This is a genomic window from Streptomyces sp. NBC_00876, from assembly GCF_045207435.1.
Taxonomy (GTDB): domain Bacteria; phylum Actinomycetota; class Actinomycetes; order Streptomycetales; family Streptomycetaceae; genus Streptomyces.
This window is the reverse complement of sequence record NZ_CP108800.1, coordinates 5,017,316-5,034,063: the sequence shown is the minus strand read 5'-3', so window position 1 is coordinate 5,034,063 and position 16,748 is coordinate 5,017,316. Positions and strand designations below refer to the sequence as shown.

Here is a 16,748-nt window from a genome sequence, read left to right as displayed (position 1 = left end):
TGTCGCAGCGGTGGTGCGTCCGCCTACCTCACGAACACTCCGGCCTGGCTCGCCAGGTCCAGGAAGTACTGCGGGGCCAGGCCCAGCACCAGGGTGACCGCGACGCCGACGGCGATCGTGGTCATCGTCAGCGGGGACGGGACGGCGACCGTGGGGCCGTCCGCCTTCGGCTCGCTGAAGAACATCAGCACGATGACCCTGATGTAGAAGAACGCGGCGATCGCCGAGGAGATCACACCGACGACGACCAGTGCGCCCGCGCCGCCCTCGGCCGCGGCCTTGAACACCGCGAACTTGCCGGAGAAGCCCGAGGTGAGCGGGATTCCGGCGAAGGCCAGCAGGAACACCGCGAAGACCGCGGCGACCAGCGGCGAGCGCCGGCCGAGACCGGCCCACTTCGACAGGTGCGTCGCCTCGCCGCCCGCGTCACGCACCAGGGTGACGACGGCGAAGGCGCCGACGGTCACGAAGGAGTACGTGGCCAGGTAGAAGAGCACCGAGGAGATGCCCTGCGGGGTGGCCGCGATGACACCGGCGAGGATGAATCCGGCGTGCGCGATCGAGGAGTAGGCCAGCAGCCGCTTGATGTCGGTCTGGGTGATCGCGACGATCGCACCGCCGACCATGGTGACGATCGCGATGCCCCACATGACCGGGCGCAGGTCCCAGCTGAGGCCCGGCAGCACCACGTACAGCAGGCGCAGCAGCGCGCCGAACGCGGCGACCTTCGTGGCCGCGGCCATGAAGCCGGTGACCGGGGTCGGGGCGCCCTGGTAGACGTCCGGGGTCCACATGTGGAACGGGACGGCGCCGACCTTGAAGAGCAGGCCGGTCAGGATCATCGCGCCGCCGATGAGCAGCAGCGCGTCATTGCCCATGGTGTCGGCCAGCGCCGGGTCGATCTGCTGGATCGAGCCGTCGACGACGGTGGCGATCTGCGCGTACGAGACGGAGCCCGCGTACCCGTAGAGCAGGGCGATCCCGAAGAGCAGGAACGCCGAGGAGAAGGCGCCGAGCAGGAAGTACTTCACCGCGGCCTCCTGCGACATCAGCCGCTTGCGGCGGGCGACGGCGCACAGGAGGTAGAGCGGGAGCGAGAAGACTTCCAGGGCCACGAAGAGCGTCAGCAGATCGTTGGCCGCCGGGAAGACGAGCATGCCCGCCACCGAGAAGAGCACCAGCGGGAAGACCTCGGTGGTGGTGAATCCGGCCTTGACTGCGGCCTTCTCGCTGTCGCTGCCGGGGACCGAAGCGGCCTGGGCGGCGAACGAGTCGACCCTGTTCCCGTGCGACTCGGGGTCCAGGCGCCGTTCGGCGAAGGTGAAGACGGCGACCAGTGACGTCAGCAGGATGGTGCCCTGGAGGAACAGGGCGGGTCCGTCGACGGCGATGGCCCCCATGGCGGCGATGTGCGCCTTTGTCGTACCGTATCCGGCGGCCGCCAGGCCGATCACCGCGGCGAACGCGGCGACCAGTGCGACGACGGTCAGGAAGACCTGCGTGTAGTAGCGGGCCCGGCGCGGCACGAAGGCCTCGACGAGCACGCCCAGGACGGCGACACCGATCACGATCAGGACCGGGGTCAGCTGGGTGTACTCGATGACCGGGGCCTTGAACTTCTCGTCCGGGGCGGCAGATGTCACCCCGCCCGCCATTGTCCACAGGCTGTGGACAGCTGTTGCGCTCACTTGGCGGCCTCCACCTCGGGCTGGGGGTCCTTCTTCTGTACGTCCGACATGGTGTGCTGCACCGCCGGGTTGACGATCTCGGTCAGCGGCTTCGGGTAGACGCCCAGGAAGATCAGCAGCGCGATCAGCGGGACGACCACCACCAGCTCACGGACCTTGAGGTCCGCCATGCCCTGGACCTCGGCCTTGACCGGTCCCGTCATCGTCCGCTGGTAGAGGACGAGGACGTAGATCGCGGCGAGCACGATCCCGGTGGTGGCGATGATGCCGGCCGCCGGGTACGCGGAGAACGCGCCGACCAGGACGAGGAACTCACTGACGAACGGGGCGAGCCCCGGCAGCGACAGCGTGGCCAGACCACCGATCAGGAAGGTGCCGGCCAGGACCGGGGCCACCTTCTGCACTCCGCCGTAGTCGGCGATGAGCCGCGATCCGCGCCGGGTGATCAGGAAGCCCGCCACCAGCATCAGCGCGGCGGTCGAGATGCCGTGGTTGACCATGTACAGCGTCGCGCCCGACTGGCCCTGGCTGGTCATCGCGAAGATGCCCAGGATGATGAAGCCGAAGTGCGAGATCGACGCGTAGGCGATCAGCCGCTTGATGTCGCGCTGGCCGACGGCGAGCAGCGCCCCGTACACGATGCTGATCAGCGCCAGGACCAGGATCACCGGCGTGGCCCACTTGCTGGCCTCCGGGAAGAGCTGGAGACAGAAGCGCAGCATCGCGAAGGTGCCGACCTTGTCGACCACCGCGGTGATCAGGACGGCGACCGGGGTGGTCGCCTCGCCCATGGCGTTGGGCAGCCAGGTGTGCAGCGGCCACAGCGGGGCCTTCACCGCGAAGGCGAAGAAGAACCCGAGGAAGAGCCAGCGCTCGGTGCCGGTCGCCATGGTCAGCGAGCCGTTGGCCCTCGCCTCGGCGATCTCGGAGAGCGAGAACGACCCCGCCACCACATACAGCCCGATGACCGCGGCCAGCATGATGAGGCCGCCGACCAGGTTGTAGAGGAGGAACTTCACCGCCGCGTACGAGCGCTGCGCGGAGGCGTTCTCGTCGCTGCCGGCGTGGGCCCGGTCCCCGAAACCGCCGATGAGGAAGTACATCGGGATGAGCATGGCTTCGAAGAGGATGTAGAAGAGGAAGACGTCGGTGGCCACGAAGGAGAGGATCACCATCGCTTCGACCATCAGGATCAGGGCGAAGAAGCCCTGGGTGGGGCGCCAGCGCGAGGAGCTCGTCTCCAGGGGGTCGGCGTCGTGCCAGCCGGCCAGGATGACGAAGGGGATCAGCAGGGCGGTGAGCGCCATGAGCGCCAGCCCGATGCCGTCCACCCCCAGTTCGTACCGCACGCCGAAGTCCTTGATCCAGGCGTGCGATTCGGTGAGCTGGTAGCGGCTGCCGCCGGGCTCGAAGCGGACGAGCGCGATGCCCGCCAGCACCAGGGTGCCCAGCGAGAAGGCGAGCGCCAGCCATTTGGCGGCGGTGCGCCGGGCGGCCGGGACGGCGGCGGTGGCGATCGCACCGATCGCCGGGAGCGCCGCCGTCGCTGTCAGGAGGGGAAAGGACATGTGATCAGACCGCCCTCATCAGCAGGGTCGCGGCGATGACGACCGCCGTACCGCCGAACATCGAGACCGCGTAGGAGCGGGCGTAGCCGTTCTGCAGTTTGCGCAGCCGGCCGGAGAGTCCGCCCATGGAAGCGGCCGTGCCGTTGACGACGCCGTCGACCAGGGAGTGGTCGACGTAGACCAGGGAGCGGGTGAGGTGTTCGCCGCCGCGGACCAGGACCACGTGGTTGAAGTCGTCCTGGAGCAGATCGCGGCGGGCTGCCCGGGTGAGCAGCGAGCCGCGCGGGGCGAGGACGGGCACCGGCTTGCGGCCGTACATCGCCCAGGCGATGGCGACACCGATGACGAGCACCACCATGGTGGCGGCGGTGACGGTGGTCGCGCTGACCGGGGCGTCCCCGTGTTCGTGACCGGTGACGGGCTCCAGCCAGTGCAGGAAGCGGTCGCCGATGGAGAAGAAGCCTCCGGCGAAGACCGAACCGAACGCCAGGACGATCATGGGGATGGTCATGGACTTCGGGGACTCGTGCGGATGCGGCTCGTGGCCTTCCGCGTCCGGCTGCCAGCGCTTCTCGCCGAAGAACGTCAGCAGCATCACGCGCGTCATGTAGAACGCGGTGATCGCGGCGCCGATCAGGGTCACGGCTCCGAGGATCCAGCCCTCGGTGCCGCCCTTGGCGAAGGCGGCCTCGATGATCTTGTCCTTGGAGAAGAAGCCGGACAGACCGGGGAAGCCGATGATCGCGAGGTAGCCGAGCCCGAAGGTGACGAAGGTGACCGGCATGTACTTCCGCAGGCCGCCGAACTTCCTCATGTCGACCTCGTCGTTCATGCCGTGCATGACCGAACCGGCGCCGAGGAAGAGCCCGGCCTTGAAGAAGCCGTGCGTCACCAGGTGCATGATCGCGAAGACGTAGCCGATCGGGCCGAGCCCGGCGGCCAGGATCATGTAGCCGATCTGCGACATCGTCGACCCGGCGAGGGCCTTCTTGATGTCGTCCTTCGCGCAACCGACGATCGCACCGAAGATCAGCGTGACCGCTCCGACGATCACGACGACCAGCTGGGCGTCCGGGGCGCCGTTGAAGATCGCGCCGGAGCGGACGATCAGGTAGACGCCCGCGGTCACCATGGTGGCGGCGTGGATCAGGGCCGAGACCGGGGTCGGGCCCTCCATCGCGTCACCGAGCCAGGACTGAAGCGGCACCTGGGCCGACTTGCCGCAGGCGGCGAGCAGCAGCATCAGGCCGATCGCCGTCAGCTTGCCCTCGCTCGCCTGGCCGCCGTCGGCGGCGTCCAGGACGGGGCCGAAGGCGAAGGTGCCGAAGGTGGTGAACATCAGCATGATCGCGATCGACAGGCCCATGTCGCCGACCCGGTTGACCAGGAAGGCCTTCTTCGCGGCGGTGGCCGCGCTGGGCTTGTGCTGCCAGAAGCCGATGAGCAGGTACGACGCCAGACCGACGCCCTCCCACCCGACGTACAGCAGCAGGTAGTTGTCGGCGATGACCAGGATCAGCATCGCCGCGAGGAACAGGTTCAGATAGCCGAAGAAGCGGCGCCGGCGCTCATCGTGCTCCATGTAGCCGATCGAGTAGATGTGGATCAGCGTGCCCACACCGGTGATCAGCAGTACGAAGGTCATCGACAGCTGGTCGAGCTGGAAGGCCACATCGGCCTGGAAGCCCTCGACCGGAATCCAGCTGAACAGGAACTGGTGCAGCGCGCGGTCGTCGGCGCTCTTGCTCAGCATGTTGGCGAAGAGCACCACCGCGACGACGAACGAGGCGGCGGCGAGCGCGGTGCCGAGCCAGTGGCCCACGCGGTCCAGGCGCCGGCCGCCGCAGAGCAGCACCGCCGCTCCGAGCAGGGGCGCCGCGACGAGCAGCGCAATCAGGTTCTCCACGGTTCAAGCGCCCCTTACAACTTCATCAGGCTGGCGTCGTCGACCGAGGCCGAGTGGCGGGAACGGAACAGCGACACGATGATCGCGAGCCCGACCACGACCTCCGCGGCGGCGACGACCATCGTGAAGAAGGCGATGATCTGGCCGTCGAGATTGCCGTGCATCCGGGAGAAGGTGACGAACGCGAGGTTGCAGGCGTTGAGCATCAGCTCCACGCACATGAACACCACGATCGCGTTCCGCCTGATCAGCACCCCGGCCGCGCCGATGGTGAACAGCAGAGCGGCGAGATAGAGGTAGTTGACCGGATTCACTTGGCGACCTCCTCTTCTTCTGCGGCGTCCCGGCCGAGCCGCTCACCGGAGCGCTGCTCCAGTGCCTTGAGGCCGGCCAGCGATTCGTTGGACACATCGCGCATCTGGCCGCGCTTGCGCAGCGTCTGCATGACGGTGAGTTCGGCCGGCGTGCCGTCGGGGAGCAGTCCGGCGACGTCCACGGCGTTGTGCCGGGCGTAGACGCCGGGTGCGGGCAGCGGCGGCAGGTGGTTGCTGCGCACGCGGTCCTCGGACATCTCCCGCTGGTTCTTGGCCCGTTCGGTGCGCTCGCGGTGCGTGAGCACCATCGCGCCGACCGTCGCGGTGATCAGCAGGGCGCCGGTGATCTCGAAGGCGAAGACGTACTTGGTGAAGATGAGGCTGGCGAGCCCCTCCACGTTTCCGCCGTGCTCGGCGTTGGCGGTGCCCAGCCCGTTGAAGCTGTTCAGCGAGGCGTTGCCGATGCCGGCGATCAGCAGGACGCCGAAGCCGAGCCCGCAGCCGGCGGCCAGCCAGCGCTGGCCCTTGAGGGTCTCCTTCAGCGAGTCCGCCGCCGTGACACCGACGAGCATGACCACGAAGAGGAACAGCATCATGATCGCGCCGGTGTAGACGACGACCTGGACGACGCCGAGGAAGTAGGCACCGTTGGCGAGGTAGAACACCGCCAGGATGATCATGGTCCCGGCGAGGCTCAGCGCGCTGTGCACCGCCTTCTTCATCAGTACGGTGGACAGGGCGCCGATCACGGCGACCGTGCCCAGCACCCAGAACTGGAACGCCTCGCCGGTCGAGGTCTGAGAGGCCGCGGCGGCCAGGCCGGTCATGCGTCCACCTCCTGCGCGGCGCCGTTGCTCTCGCCGTTCGCGTCGTCCGGCTTCTCGCCCTTGGAGACGGCGGTCTGGCGCTCCGTACCCGGGGCGGCCTCGGTCACCAGGCCCCGGTAGTAGTCCTGTTCGTCCATGCCGGGGAAGATCGCGTGCGGGCTGTCGACCATGCCTTCCTCCAGGCCCGCGAGCAGCTCGTCCTTGGTGTAGATGAGGCTCTCGCGGGTGGTGTTGGCGAGCTCGAACTCATTGGTCATCGTGAGCGCCCGGGTCGGGCACGCCTCGATGCACAGTCCGCAGAGGATGCAGCGCGCGTAGTTGATCTGGTAGACGCGGCCGTAGCGCTCCCCCGGGGAGTACCGCTCCTCCTCGGTGTTGTCCGCGCCCTCGACGTAGATCGCGTCCGCCGGGCAGGCCCAGGCGCACAGCTCGCAGCCGACGCACTTCTCCAGGCCGTCCGGGTGGCGGTTGAGCTGGTGGCGGCCGTGGAAGCGCGGCGCCGTCACCTTCGGCGTCTCCGGATACTGCTCGGTCAGCCGCTTCTTGAACATGGCCTTGAAGGTCACGCCGAAGCCGGCCACCGGATTCTGGAACTTGTCCTCCGAGGACTGCGGGGACTGCGGGGACTGCGAAGGCTGGGAGGACTGCGTGGACCCGGAGGCCCCCGAGGCCCCCGAGGACGCGGCCGACCCCTTCGGGCCGGTGGACTTCGCCGGCCTCTTGGACCCCGGCGACTCAGGCAGTTCAGACACCGCCGGCCTCCTTTCCGTCACTCGGATTTCCGTCACTCTGAGTATCCATGCCACCACTGACAACGAGCTCGCGCTCATGGCGCGGCCTGCGCCGCGGCACGGGCGGCAGGGTCTGTCCGGGCAGCGGCGGCACCGGGAATCCGCCCGCCATCGGGTCGAACGCCGGCTCCGGTTCCGCGTTGGCCGCGGCCTCCCGGCCCTTCTTGTCGCGGAAGATGTCGACGACGAAGGAGATCAGCAGGACCGCGATCACGGCCCCGGCCACATAGAGCAGGATCTTCGAGAAGTCGTAGCCCTCGTTGCGCAGCGCCCGCACCGTCGCGACCAGCATCAGCCAGACGACGGAGACCGGGATCAGGACCTTCCAGCCCAGCTTCATCAGCTGGTCGTAGCGGACCCGGGGCAGCGTGCCGCGCAGCCAGATGAAGAAGAACAGCAGCAGCTGGACCTTGATGACGAACCAGAGCATCGGCCACCAGCCGTGGTTCGCACCCTCCCAGAAGGTGCTGATCGGCCACGGGGCCCGCCAGCCGCCCAGGAACAGGGTCGTGGAGACCGCGGAGACGGTGACCATGTTGACGTACTCGGCGAGCATGAACATCGCGAACTTGATCGACGAGTACTCGGTGTTGAAGCCGCCGACCAGGTCGCCCTCGGACTCCGGCATGTCGAACGGGGCGCGGTTGGTCTCACCGACCATCGTGACGATGTAGATGATGAAGGAGACCGGCAGCAGGATGATGAACCAGCGGTCCTGCTGCGCCTCCACGATCTTCGACGTCGACATCGACCCGGAGTAGAGGAAGACCGAGGCGAACGCGGCGCCCATCGCGATCTCGTAGGAGATCATCTGCGCGCAGGAGCGGAGCCCGCCGAGCAGCGGGTACGTCGATCCGGAGGACCAGCCCGCCAGCACGATGCCGTAGATCCCGACCGAGGCGACCGCGAGGATGTAGAGCATCGCGATCGGCAGGTCGGTGAGCTGCATCGCCGTACGGTGGCCGAAGATCGAGACCTCGTTGCCGGACGGCCCGAACGGGATGACCGCGATCGCCATGAACGCCGGGATCGCCGCGATGATCGGGGCGAGGACGTAGACGACCTTGTCCGCCCGCTTGACGATGAGGTCTTCCTTCAGCATCAGCTTGATGCCGTCGGCGAGCGACTGGAGCATGCCCCAGGGGCCGTGCCGGTTGGGTCCGATGCGCAGCTGCATCCAGGCGACGACCTTGCGCTCCCACACGATGGAGAAGAGCACGGTCACCATCAGGAACGCGAAGCAGAAGACCGCCTTGATGACGACGAGCCACCAGGGGTCGGTGCCGAACATCGACAGGTCCTCGGCGGCGAGCACGGCGCCGTGCGGTGCCGCTGCCAGTTGAGCGAAGGCACTCACGCCCCCACCTCCGGTGTGACGTCGGGAGTACCGGGTGCGGCGGGGCCGATCCGGACCAGACCGCCGGGCTGGACACCGGTGCCGGCCGGAACACCCCGCCCGACGGAGTTCAGCGGCACCCAGACCACCCGGTCCGGCATCTCGGTGACCCGGAGCGGGAGCTGGACGCTGCCCGCCGGGCCGGAGACGGCCAGCAGATCGCCGTCCTTGACGCCGGTCTCGGCGGCGGTGACGGCGGAGAGCCGGGCGACCGCGGCGTGCCGGGTCCCGGCCAGCGCCTCGTCACCCTCCTGGAGCCGGCCCAGGTCGAGCAGCATCCGGTGGCCCGCGAGGACCGCCTCGCCGTCGCCGGGCCGGGGCAGCGGACGGGCGGACGCGCGCGGGTCGTCCGCGTGCGCGCCCTGCCAGCCGCCGAGCCGGTCCAGCTCACGGCGTACGGACTTCAGGTCCGGCAGCGCGAAGTGGACGTCCAGCGCGTCGGCCAGCATGTGCAGCACCCGGGCATCGCCCGGGGCCAGGTTCCGCGTCATCTGCTCGGGCTTCAGCGCGGCCTCGAACATCCGCGCCCTGCCCTCCCAGTTGAGGAAGGTGCCGGACTTCTCGGCGACCGCGGCCACCGGGAACACCACGTCGGCGCGGTCGGTGACCTCGCTGGGGCGCAGCTCCAGCGAGACCAGGAAGCCGACCCGGTCCAGGGCCTCCAGGGCCCGTGCCGGATCGGGCAGGTCGGCCGTCTCGACACCGGCGACGAGCAGCGCGCCCAGTTCGCCGGTGGCCGCGGCCTCGACGATCTGGCCGGTGTCGCGGCCGAAGCGGGACGGGAGTTCGGCGACGCCCCAGAGCGCCGCCACCTCGTCCCGGGCCCGCGGGTCGGTGGCCGGGCGGCCGCCGGGCAGCAGCGACGGGAGCGCGCCCGCCTCCACCGCACCGCGTTCGCCGGCCCGGCGCGGGATCCACACCAGGGTGGCGCCGGTCGCGGTCGCGGTCCGTACCGCGGCGGTCAGCCCGCCCGGCACACCGGCGAGCCGTTCGCCCACCACGATCAGGGCTCCGTCGCCGCGCAGCGCCTCGGCCGCGGCGGCTCCGTCACCGTCGAGGCCGACACCGCCGGCGATCGCGTCCAGCCACTCGGTCTCGGTGCCGGGGGCGGCGGGCAGCAGCGTGCCGCCCGCCTTCGTGAGGCCGCGGGTGGCGTGCGAGGCGACGGCGAAGGTGCGCTGTCCGTGCTTGCGGTTCGCCTTGCGCAGCCGCAGGAAGACGCCGGGCGCCTCCTCCTCGGACTCGAATCCGACCAGCAGCACGGCCGGGGCCTTCTCCAGCGAGGTGTACGTGACACCCCTGCCGTCCAGGTCCTTGCCGCGACCGGCGACCCGGGCGGCCAGGAAGTCGCCCTCCTCGCCGCTGTGCACACGGGCCCGGAAGTCGATGTCGTTGGTGTCCAGGGCGATCCGGGCGAACTTGCTGTACGCGTACGCGTCCTCGACGGTCAGCCGGCCGCCCGTGAGGACACCCGTCCTGCCCCGTGCGGCGGACAGTCCGGCGGCCGCGGCGGCCAGCGCCTCGGGCCAGCTCGCCGGCTCCAGCTCACCGGACTCGCCCCGCACCAGCGGGGTGGTGAGCCGGTCGCGCTGCTGGGCGTAGCGGAAGCCGAAGCGGCCCTTGTCGCAGAGCCACTCCTCGTTGACCTCGGGGTCGTTGGAGGCGAGGCGCCGCATGACCTTGCCGCGCCGGTGGTCGGTGCGGGTGGCGCAGCCGCCGGCGCAGTGCTCGCACACCGAGGGCGTCGACACCAGGTCGAAGGGGCGGGAGCGGAACCGGTACGCCGCCGAGGTCAGCGCCCCGACGGGGCAGATCTGGATGGTGTTGCCGGAGAAGTACGACTCGAACGGGTCGCCCTCGCCGGTGCCGACCTGCTGGAGCGCGCCGCGCTCGATCAGCTCGATCATCGGGTCGCCCGCCACCTGGTTGGAGAACCGGGTGCAGCGCGCGCAGAGCACGCACCGCTCACGGTCCAGCAGCACCTGGGTGGAGATCGGGACGGGCTTCTCGTACGTCCGCTTCTTCCCGTCGAAGCGGGAGGTCGCGTCGCCGTGCGACATCGCCTGGTTCTGCAGCGGGCACTCGCCGCCCTTGTCGCAGACCGGACAGTCCAGCGGGTGGTTGATGAGCAGCAGCTCCATCACACCGCGCTGCGCCTTGTCGGCGACCGGCGAGGTGATCTGCGACTTGACGACCATGCCGTCGGTGCAGGTGATGGTGCAGGACGCCATCGGCTTGCGCTGGCCCTCGACCTCGACGATGCACTGGCGGCAGGCGCCGGCCGGGTCGAGGAGCGGGTGGTCGCAGAAGCGCGGGATCTCGATGCCGAGGAGTTCGGCGGCGCGGATGACCAGGGTGCCCTTGGGCACGCTGATCGAGATGCCGTCGATGGTCAGCGTGACCAGGTCCTCGGGCGGGAGCGCCGCCTCGCCGCCCCCGGAGGGCGCACTCGTGGTGACTGTCATGCGTTCACCCCCTGGGATGCGTTCTTGTCGTCGGCCCAGACGGTCGACCTGGCGGGATCGAAGGGGCAGCCCTTGCCGGTGATGTGCTGCTCGTACTCGTCGCGGAAGTACTTCAGCGAGGAGAAGATCGGCGAGGCGGCGCCGTCGCCGAGGGCGCAGAACGACTTGCCGTTGATGTTGTCGGCGATGTCGTTCAGCTTGTCGAGGTCGGACAGCTGTCCCTTGCCCGCTTCGATGTCGCGGAGCAACTGGACGAGCCAGTACGTGCCTTCACGGCAGGGCGTGCACTTGCCGCAGGACTCGTGGGCGTAGAACTCGGTCCAGCGGGTGACGGCCCTGACCACGCAGGTGGTCTCGTCGAAGCACTGGAGCGCCTTGGTGCCGAGCATGGATCCGGCGGCGCCGACACCCTCGTAGTCGAGGGGCACGTCGAGGTGCTCCTCGGTGAACATGGGGGTGGAGGAGCCGCCCGGGGTCCAGAACTTCAGCCGGTGCCCGGGGCGCATGCCGCCGCTCATGTCGAGGAGCTGGCGCAGTGTGATGCCGAGCGGGGCCTCGTACTGGCCGGGTCCCTGGACATGTCCGCTGAGCGAGTACAGCGTGAAGCCCGGGGACTTCTCGCTGCCCATGGACTTGAACCAGTCCTTGCCCTTGTTCAGGATCGCGGGAACCGAGGCGATGGACTCGACGTTGTTCACCACAGTGGGGCAGGCGTACAGGCCGGCGACCGCGGGGAAGGGCGGGCGCAGCCGGGGCTGGCCGCGGCGTCCTTCGAGCGAGTCGAGCAGTGCGGTTTCCTCACCGCAGATGTACGCACCGGCGCCCGCGTGCACGGTGAGTTCCAGATCGAGTCCGGAGCCCATGATGTTCGTGCCGAGATAGCCCGCCTCGTACGCCTCGCGTACGGCCTCGTGCAACCGCCGCAGTACGGGGACGACTTCACCGCGCAGATAGATGAAGGCGTGCGAGGAGCGGATCGCGTAACAGGCGATCACGATGCCTTCGATCAGGCTGTGCGGGTTGGCGAAGAGGAGCGGGATGTCCTTGCAGGTCCCGGGCTCCGACTCGTCGGCGTTGACCACCAGGTAGTGCGGCTTGCCGTCGCCCTGCGGGATGAACTGCCACTTCATCCCGGTGGGGAAGCCGGCGCCGCCGCGGCCGCGCAGACCGGAGTCCTTGACGTACGCGATCAGGTCGTCCGGGGACATGGCCAGCGCCTTGCGCAGTCCCTCGTACCCCTCGTGGCGGCGGTAGGTCTCCAGCGTCCAGGATTCGGGCTCGTCCCAGAAGGCGGACAGGACCGGCGAGAGAAGTTTCTCGGGACTGGTCCCGTTCTTGTCGATTTCGGCGGCCAACGTCATCACTCCCCCTCCTCGGCGGCGGGACCGGCCGGGTGGTCCGGGTCGGATGCCGAGGTCTGCTGCGGTTCGTCGCGCGGGACTTCGTCGCGCGGCGCTTCATCGCTCGGGGACTCGCCGCGCGGGCCCACTACGCGGGGCTGCGGGCCGGCTTCGCCCTTGGCCAGCTTCAGGCCGATGAGCGAGGCGGGGCCCGCGCCGCCGGAGGCCGCGACGGCGCCGGGGCGCTCGTCGGGGAATCCGGCCAGGATCCGGGCGGTCTCCTTGTACGAGCAGAGCGGGGCGCCGCGGGTCGGTTCGACCGTACGGCCGGCGATCAGGTCGTCGACGAGCCGTGTCGCGCTCTCGGGCGTCTGGTTGTCGAAGAACTCCCAGTTGACCATCACGACGGGCGCGAAGTCGCAGGCCGCGTTGCACTCGATGTGCTCGAGGGTGACCTTGCCGTCCTCGGTCGTCTCGTCGTTGCCGACGCCGAGGTGCTCCTTGAGCCGGTCGAAGATCGCGTCGCCGCCCATCACCGCGCAGAGCGTGTTGGTGCAGACGCCGACCTGGTAGTCGCCGCTCGGCTTGCGCCGGTACATCGTGTAGAAGGTGGCGACCGCGGTGACCTCGGCGGTGGTGAGGCCGAGCAGTTCGGCGCAGAACGCCATGCCCGTACGCGAGACGTACCCCTCTTCCGACTGCACGAGGTGCAGCAGCGGCAGCAGCGCGGAGCGGCTGCCGGGGTAGCGGGCGATCACCTCCTTCGCATCCGCTTCGAGCCTGGCGCGCACCTCGGCCGGGTAGGCGGGGGCGGGGAGCTGCGGCATCCCCAGACTGACTTCGCTACGTGCTTCGGTCACCGGTCGACGCCTCCCATCACGGGGTCGATGGATGCGACGGCGACGATGACGTCGGCGACCTGGCCGCCCTCGCACATCGCCGCCATGGCCTGGAGATTGGTGAAGGACGGGTCGCGGAAGTGGACCCGGTAGGGGCGGGTTCCGCCGTCCGAGACGACATGCACGCCGAGTTCGCCCTTCGGCGACTCGACCGCGGTGTACGCCTGTCCGGCCGGGACCCGGAAGCCCTCGGTCACCAGCTTGAAGTGGTGGATCAGGGCCTCCATGGAGGTGCCCATGATCTTCTTGATGTGGTCGAGCGAGTTGCCGAGTCCGTCCGGTCCGAGCGCGAGCTGCGCGGGCCAGGCGATCTTCTTGTCGGCGACCATGACCGGTCCCGGCTCCAGCCGGTCGATGCACTGCTCGATGATCCGCAGCGACTGGCGCATCTCCTCCAGCCGGATGAGGAAGCGTCCGTAGGAGTCGCAGCTGTCCGCCGTGGGGACGTCGAACTCGTAGTTCTCGTACCCGCAGTAGGGATCGGTCTTGCGCAGGTCGTGCGGGAGTCCGGCGGAGCGCAGGACCGGTCCGGTGGCGCCGAGCGCCATGCAGCCGGTGAGGTCGAGGTAGCCGACGTCCTGCATACGGGCCTTGAAGATGGGGTTGCCGGTGGCGAGCTTGTCGTACTCCGGCAGGTTCTTCTTCATGGTCTTCACGAACTCGCGCAGCTGGTCGACCGCGCCCGGGGGCAGGTCCTGGGCGAGTCCGCCGGGGCGGACGAACGCGTGGTTCATCCGCAGACCGGTGATCAGCTCGAAGAGATCGAGAACGAGTTCACGATCGCGGAAGCCGTAGATCATGATCGTCGTGGCGCCGAGCTCCATGCCTCCGGTGGCGATGCACACCAGGTGCGAGGAGATCCGGTTGAGCTCCATCAGGAGCACGCGCAGGACGGTGGCCCGGTCGGGGATCTGGTCCTCGATGCCGAGGAGCTTCTCGACGCCCAGGCAGTACGCCGTCTCGTTGAAGAACGGCGTCAGGTAGTCCATGCGCGTGACGAACGTGGTGCCCTGCGTCCAGTTCCGGAATTCGAGGTTCTTCTCGATGCCGGTGTGGAGGTAGCCGATGCCGCAGCGGGCCTCGGTGACGGTCTCGCCGTCGATCTCCAGGATCAGCCGGAGCACTCCGTGCGTGGACGGGTGCTGGGGACCCATGTTGACGATGATGCGCTCGTCGTCGGACTTGGCCGCCGATTCGACGACCTCGTCCCAGTCGCCGCCGGTGACCGTATATACAGTCCCCTCGGTCGTGGCCCTGGGTGTTGCGTGGGGAGTGGTCATCAGGAGTACGACCTCCGCTGGTCCGGAGCCGGGATCTGGGCGCCCTTGTACTCGACGGCGATGCCGCCGAGCGGGTAGTCCTTGCGCTGCGGGAAGCCCTGCCAGTCGTCCGGCATCATGATCCGGGTGAGGGCGGGGTGCCCGTCGAAGACGAGCCCGAAGAAGTCGTAGGTCTCGCGCTCGTGCCAGTCGTTGGTCGGGTAGACCGCGACGAGCGAGGGGATGTGCGGATCGCTGTCCGGCGCGGACACCTCCAGCCGGATGAGCCGGCCGTGGGTGATCGAGCGCAGGTGGTAGACGGCGTGCAGCTCACGTCCCTTGTCACCGAGGAAGTGAACGCCGCTCACCCCCGTACAGAGCTCGAAGCGCAGTGCCGGGTCGTCGCGCAGGGTCTTCGCGACGGTGGGCAGGTGCTCGCGGGCGATGTGGAAGGTGAGCTCGTCGCGGTCGACGACCGTCTTCTCGATCGCGTTGTCCGGAAGCAGACCCTGTTCCTCCAGGGCCCCTTCGAGCTCGTCGGCCACCTCGTCGAACCAGCCGCCGTACGGGCGCGCGGTGGCGCCCGGCAGGGCGACGGTGCGGATGAGCCCGCCGTAGCCGGAGGTGTCACCGCCGTTGTCGGCGCCGAACATGCCCTTGCGTACGCCGATGACCTCGCCGTGCTCGTCGCGCGGGGCGGGGACCGCGCTGCCGTTCTGTGCGGCCTGGCTGTCGTTCTCACTCACCGGAGCAGCCCCTTCATCTCGATCAGGGGCAGTGCCTTGAGCGCCGCTTCCTCCGCCTCGCGGGCGGCCTCCTCGGCGTTGACCCCGAGCTTGGAGCCCTGGATCTTCTGGTGGAGTTTGAGGATCGCGTCCATCAGCATCTCGGGCCGCGGTGGGCAGCCCGGCAAATAGATATCAACCGGGACAATATGATCAACACCCTGAACAATGGCGTAATTGTTGAACATTCCGCCCGATGACGCGCAAACCCCCATGGAGATGACCCACTTGGGGTTCGGCATCTGGTCGTAGACCTGCCGCAGGACGGGCGCCATCTTCTGGCTCACCCGTCCTGCCACGATCATCAGGTCCGCCTGCCGCGGCGATCCGCGGAAGACCTCCATGCCGAACCGGGCCAGGTCGTAGCGCCCGGCCCCGGTCGTCATCATCTCGATGGCGCAGCAGGCGAGGCCGAAGGTGGCCGGGAAGACGGAGGACTTCCGTACCCAGCCGGCGGCCTGCTCGACAGTGGTCAGCACGAAGCCGCTGGGCAGCTTCTCTTCGAGTCCCATATGTGCCCCTCAGCCCCTCAGTCCCATTCCAGGCCGCCGCGACGCCATACATACGCGTAGGCGACGAAGACGGTGAGCACGAAGAGCAGCATCTCGACGAGCCCGAAGATCCCCAGGGCGTCGAAGGTGACCGCCCAGGGATAGAGGAAGACGATCTCGATGTCGAAGACGATGAAGAGCATCGCCGTCAGGTAGTACTTGATGGGGAAGCGGCCGCCTCCGGCCGGAGTGGGTGTGGGTTCGATACCGCACTCGTACGCTTCGAGCTTTGCCCGGTTGTACCGCTTGGGGCCGATAAGCGTGGCCATGACCACGGAAAAGATCGCAAACCCTGCCCCGAGGGCGCCGAGCACGAGGATGGGCGCGTAGGCATTCACGCTCCTCGCTCCTTCCAGTCGTCCTTGACCGTTGGACCGCATCGGGCGACCTGGCTCGCCACCTCACCAAGATCGTGCACATGTGAGGCAGTTCACAAGCCCGACTGCCCCGCATCCTATGCCTGCCGTCCTGTGATCTGCGACACGGGGTACGACAACGTCTTTGTGATCTCCACCACCTGACGAACGATCATGAAGTCGGATGAGCGGTGATCTTCGTACACGAAGCGGCCGAGTGATCACGAGACGTGACATCTCCTGCTGTCACCGCTGGTCAAAGAGGTGTCGCTCTATCAAGCCGCAGCGCCGACCGCCAAATTGGCAATGGAACGCGATGGGGTGATAAAGGGATCTGCCCCACTCTGGGATCACGGCGGGGATACCCGGGGTCACCCGCGCGAGGGGTCGCGCGGAATGAAGTGGACGCATTCCGACATTCACCCGCTATGGGGCGAATGGGCCGCCGTACGCCACCAGTTCCCCGCTCGCGCCGCACCCCTCGCGCGGAGCCCTCGTATGCCCGTCGCCCGGAGAACATGCTGTGACCTGCGTCACTCCACCAAGCCCGCCATACAAGCGGGCTTGGCCAACGGTGTGAACGGATGGTAAGTGACGGGCAAT

Annotated in this window: 14 protein-coding genes; all 14 read right to left on the bottom strand. The window is 68.6% G+C overall.

Annotated elements, in window-relative coordinates:
- Positions 1–23: 23 nt before the first annotated feature.
- The 14 genes from nuoN to OG782_RS22045 are packed head-to-tail and all read right to left on the bottom strand — an operon-like array spanning position 24 to position 16,127.
- Complete coding sequence (nuoN, locus tag OG782_RS22110; protein WP_406453562.1) at positions 24–1,688, bottom strand: NADH-quinone oxidoreductase subunit NuoN; 1,665 nt, start codon at positions 1,686–1,688, stop codon at positions 24–26.
- A complete protein-coding gene (locus OG782_RS22105) occupies positions 1,685–3,256 on the bottom strand; it encodes an NADH-quinone oxidoreductase subunit M (protein ID WP_406453560.1) in 1,572 nt (523 codons plus the stop codon). The genes nuoN and OG782_RS22105 overlap by 4 nt, the downstream gene beginning before the upstream one ends.
- A gap of 4 nt (positions 3,257–3,260) precedes the next feature.
- The gene (nuoL, locus tag OG782_RS22100) at positions 3,261–5,162 is read right to left on the bottom strand and encodes an NADH-quinone oxidoreductase subunit L (protein ID WP_406453558.1); all 1,902 of its coding nucleotides are present in this window, start codon (positions 5,160–5,162) and stop codon (positions 3,261–3,263) included.
- Between the two features lie 14 nt (positions 5,163–5,176).
- On the bottom strand, positions 5,177–5,476 hold the full coding sequence (gene nuoK, locus OG782_RS22095) for an NADH-quinone oxidoreductase subunit NuoK (protein ID WP_018101339.1): 300 nt from the start codon (positions 5,474–5,476) through the stop codon (positions 5,177–5,179).
- Positions 5,473–6,303: an NADH-quinone oxidoreductase subunit J gene (locus OG782_RS22090; protein ID WP_406453556.1), complete on the bottom strand. Its 831-nt coding sequence runs from the start codon at positions 6,301–6,303 to the stop codon at positions 5,473–5,475. Before OG782_RS22090 ends, nuoK begins: the two co-directional genes overlap by 4 nt.
- Positions 6,300–7,055 carry an NADH-quinone oxidoreductase subunit NuoI gene (nuoI, locus tag OG782_RS22085; RefSeq protein WP_406453554.1) on the bottom strand — a complete coding sequence of 252 codons (756 nt, stop codon included), beginning with the start codon at positions 7,053–7,055 and terminating at the stop codon, positions 6,300–6,302. Before nuoI ends, OG782_RS22090 begins: the two co-directional genes overlap by 4 nt.
- Positions 7,048–8,451, bottom strand: a complete 1,404-nt coding sequence (gene nuoH / locus OG782_RS22080) for an NADH-quinone oxidoreductase subunit NuoH (RefSeq protein WP_406453552.1) — start codon at positions 8,449–8,451, stop codon at positions 7,048–7,050. Before nuoH ends, nuoI begins: the two co-directional genes overlap by 8 nt.
- Positions 8,448–10,955 carry an NADH-quinone oxidoreductase subunit G gene (locus OG782_RS22075; protein WP_406453550.1) on the bottom strand — a complete coding sequence of 836 codons (2,508 nt, stop codon included), beginning with the start codon at positions 10,953–10,955 and terminating at the stop codon, positions 8,448–8,450. Before OG782_RS22075 ends, nuoH begins: the two co-directional genes overlap by 4 nt.
- A complete protein-coding gene (gene nuoF / locus OG782_RS22070) occupies positions 10,952–12,319 on the bottom strand; it encodes an NADH-quinone oxidoreductase subunit NuoF (protein WP_406453548.1) in 1,368 nt (455 codons plus the stop codon). The genes OG782_RS22075 and nuoF overlap by 4 nt, the downstream gene beginning before the upstream one ends.
- Positions 12,316–13,122, bottom strand: coding sequence for an NADH-quinone oxidoreductase subunit NuoE (gene nuoE, locus OG782_RS22065; RefSeq protein WP_406459208.1), 807 nt, complete (start codon positions 13,120–13,122; stop codon positions 12,316–12,318). Before nuoE ends, nuoF begins: the two co-directional genes overlap by 4 nt.
- 29 nt (positions 13,123–13,151) lie before the next feature.
- Positions 13,152–14,474 (bottom strand): NADH-quinone oxidoreductase subunit D, encoded by a 1,323-nt coding sequence (locus OG782_RS22060; RefSeq protein ID WP_406453546.1) that lies wholly within the window; start codon positions 14,472–14,474, stop codon positions 13,152–13,154.
- On the bottom strand, positions 14,474–15,199 hold the full coding sequence (locus OG782_RS22055) for an NADH-quinone oxidoreductase subunit C (protein WP_406453544.1): 726 nt from the start codon (positions 15,197–15,199) through the stop codon (positions 14,474–14,476). The genes OG782_RS22060 and OG782_RS22055 overlap by 1 nt, the downstream gene beginning before the upstream one ends.
- The gene (locus OG782_RS22050) at positions 15,196–15,750 is read right to left on the bottom strand and encodes an NADH-quinone oxidoreductase subunit B family protein (protein WP_111337185.1); all 555 of its coding nucleotides are present in this window, start codon (positions 15,748–15,750) and stop codon (positions 15,196–15,198) included. Before OG782_RS22050 ends, OG782_RS22055 begins: the two co-directional genes overlap by 4 nt.
- Positions 15,751–15,767: 17 nt before the next feature.
- On the bottom strand, positions 15,768–16,127 hold the full coding sequence (locus OG782_RS22045; RefSeq protein WP_003992243.1) for an NADH-quinone oxidoreductase subunit A: 360 nt from the start codon (positions 16,125–16,127) through the stop codon (positions 15,768–15,770).
- Positions 16,128–16,748 lie beyond the last annotated feature (621 nt).

Excerpts from the sequence above, each read along its gene's own strand:
- OG782_RS22105 (WP_406453560.1), bottom strand. The coding sequence starts at position 3,256 with ATGTCCTTTCCCCTCCTGACAGCGACGGCGGCGCTCCCGGCGATCGGT.
- OG782_RS22090 (WP_406453556.1), bottom strand. The coding sequence starts at position 6,303 with ATGACCGGCCTGGCCGCCGCGGCCTCTCAGACCTCGACCGGCGAGGCG.
- OG782_RS22075 (WP_406453550.1), bottom strand. The coding sequence starts at position 10,955 with ATGACAGTCACCACGAGTGCGCCCTCCGGGGGCGGCGAGGCGGCGCTC.
- nuoE (WP_406459208.1), bottom strand. The coding sequence starts at position 13,122 with ATGCCGCAGCTCCCCGCCCCCGCCTACCCGGCCGAGGTGCGCGCCAGG.
- OG782_RS22060 (WP_406453546.1), bottom strand. The coding sequence starts at position 14,474 with ATGACCACTCCCCACGCAACACCCAGGGCCACGACCGAGGGGACTGTA.
- OG782_RS22050 (WP_111337185.1), bottom strand. The coding sequence starts at position 15,750 with ATGGGACTCGAAGAGAAGCTGCCCAGCGGCTTCGTGCTGACCACTGTC.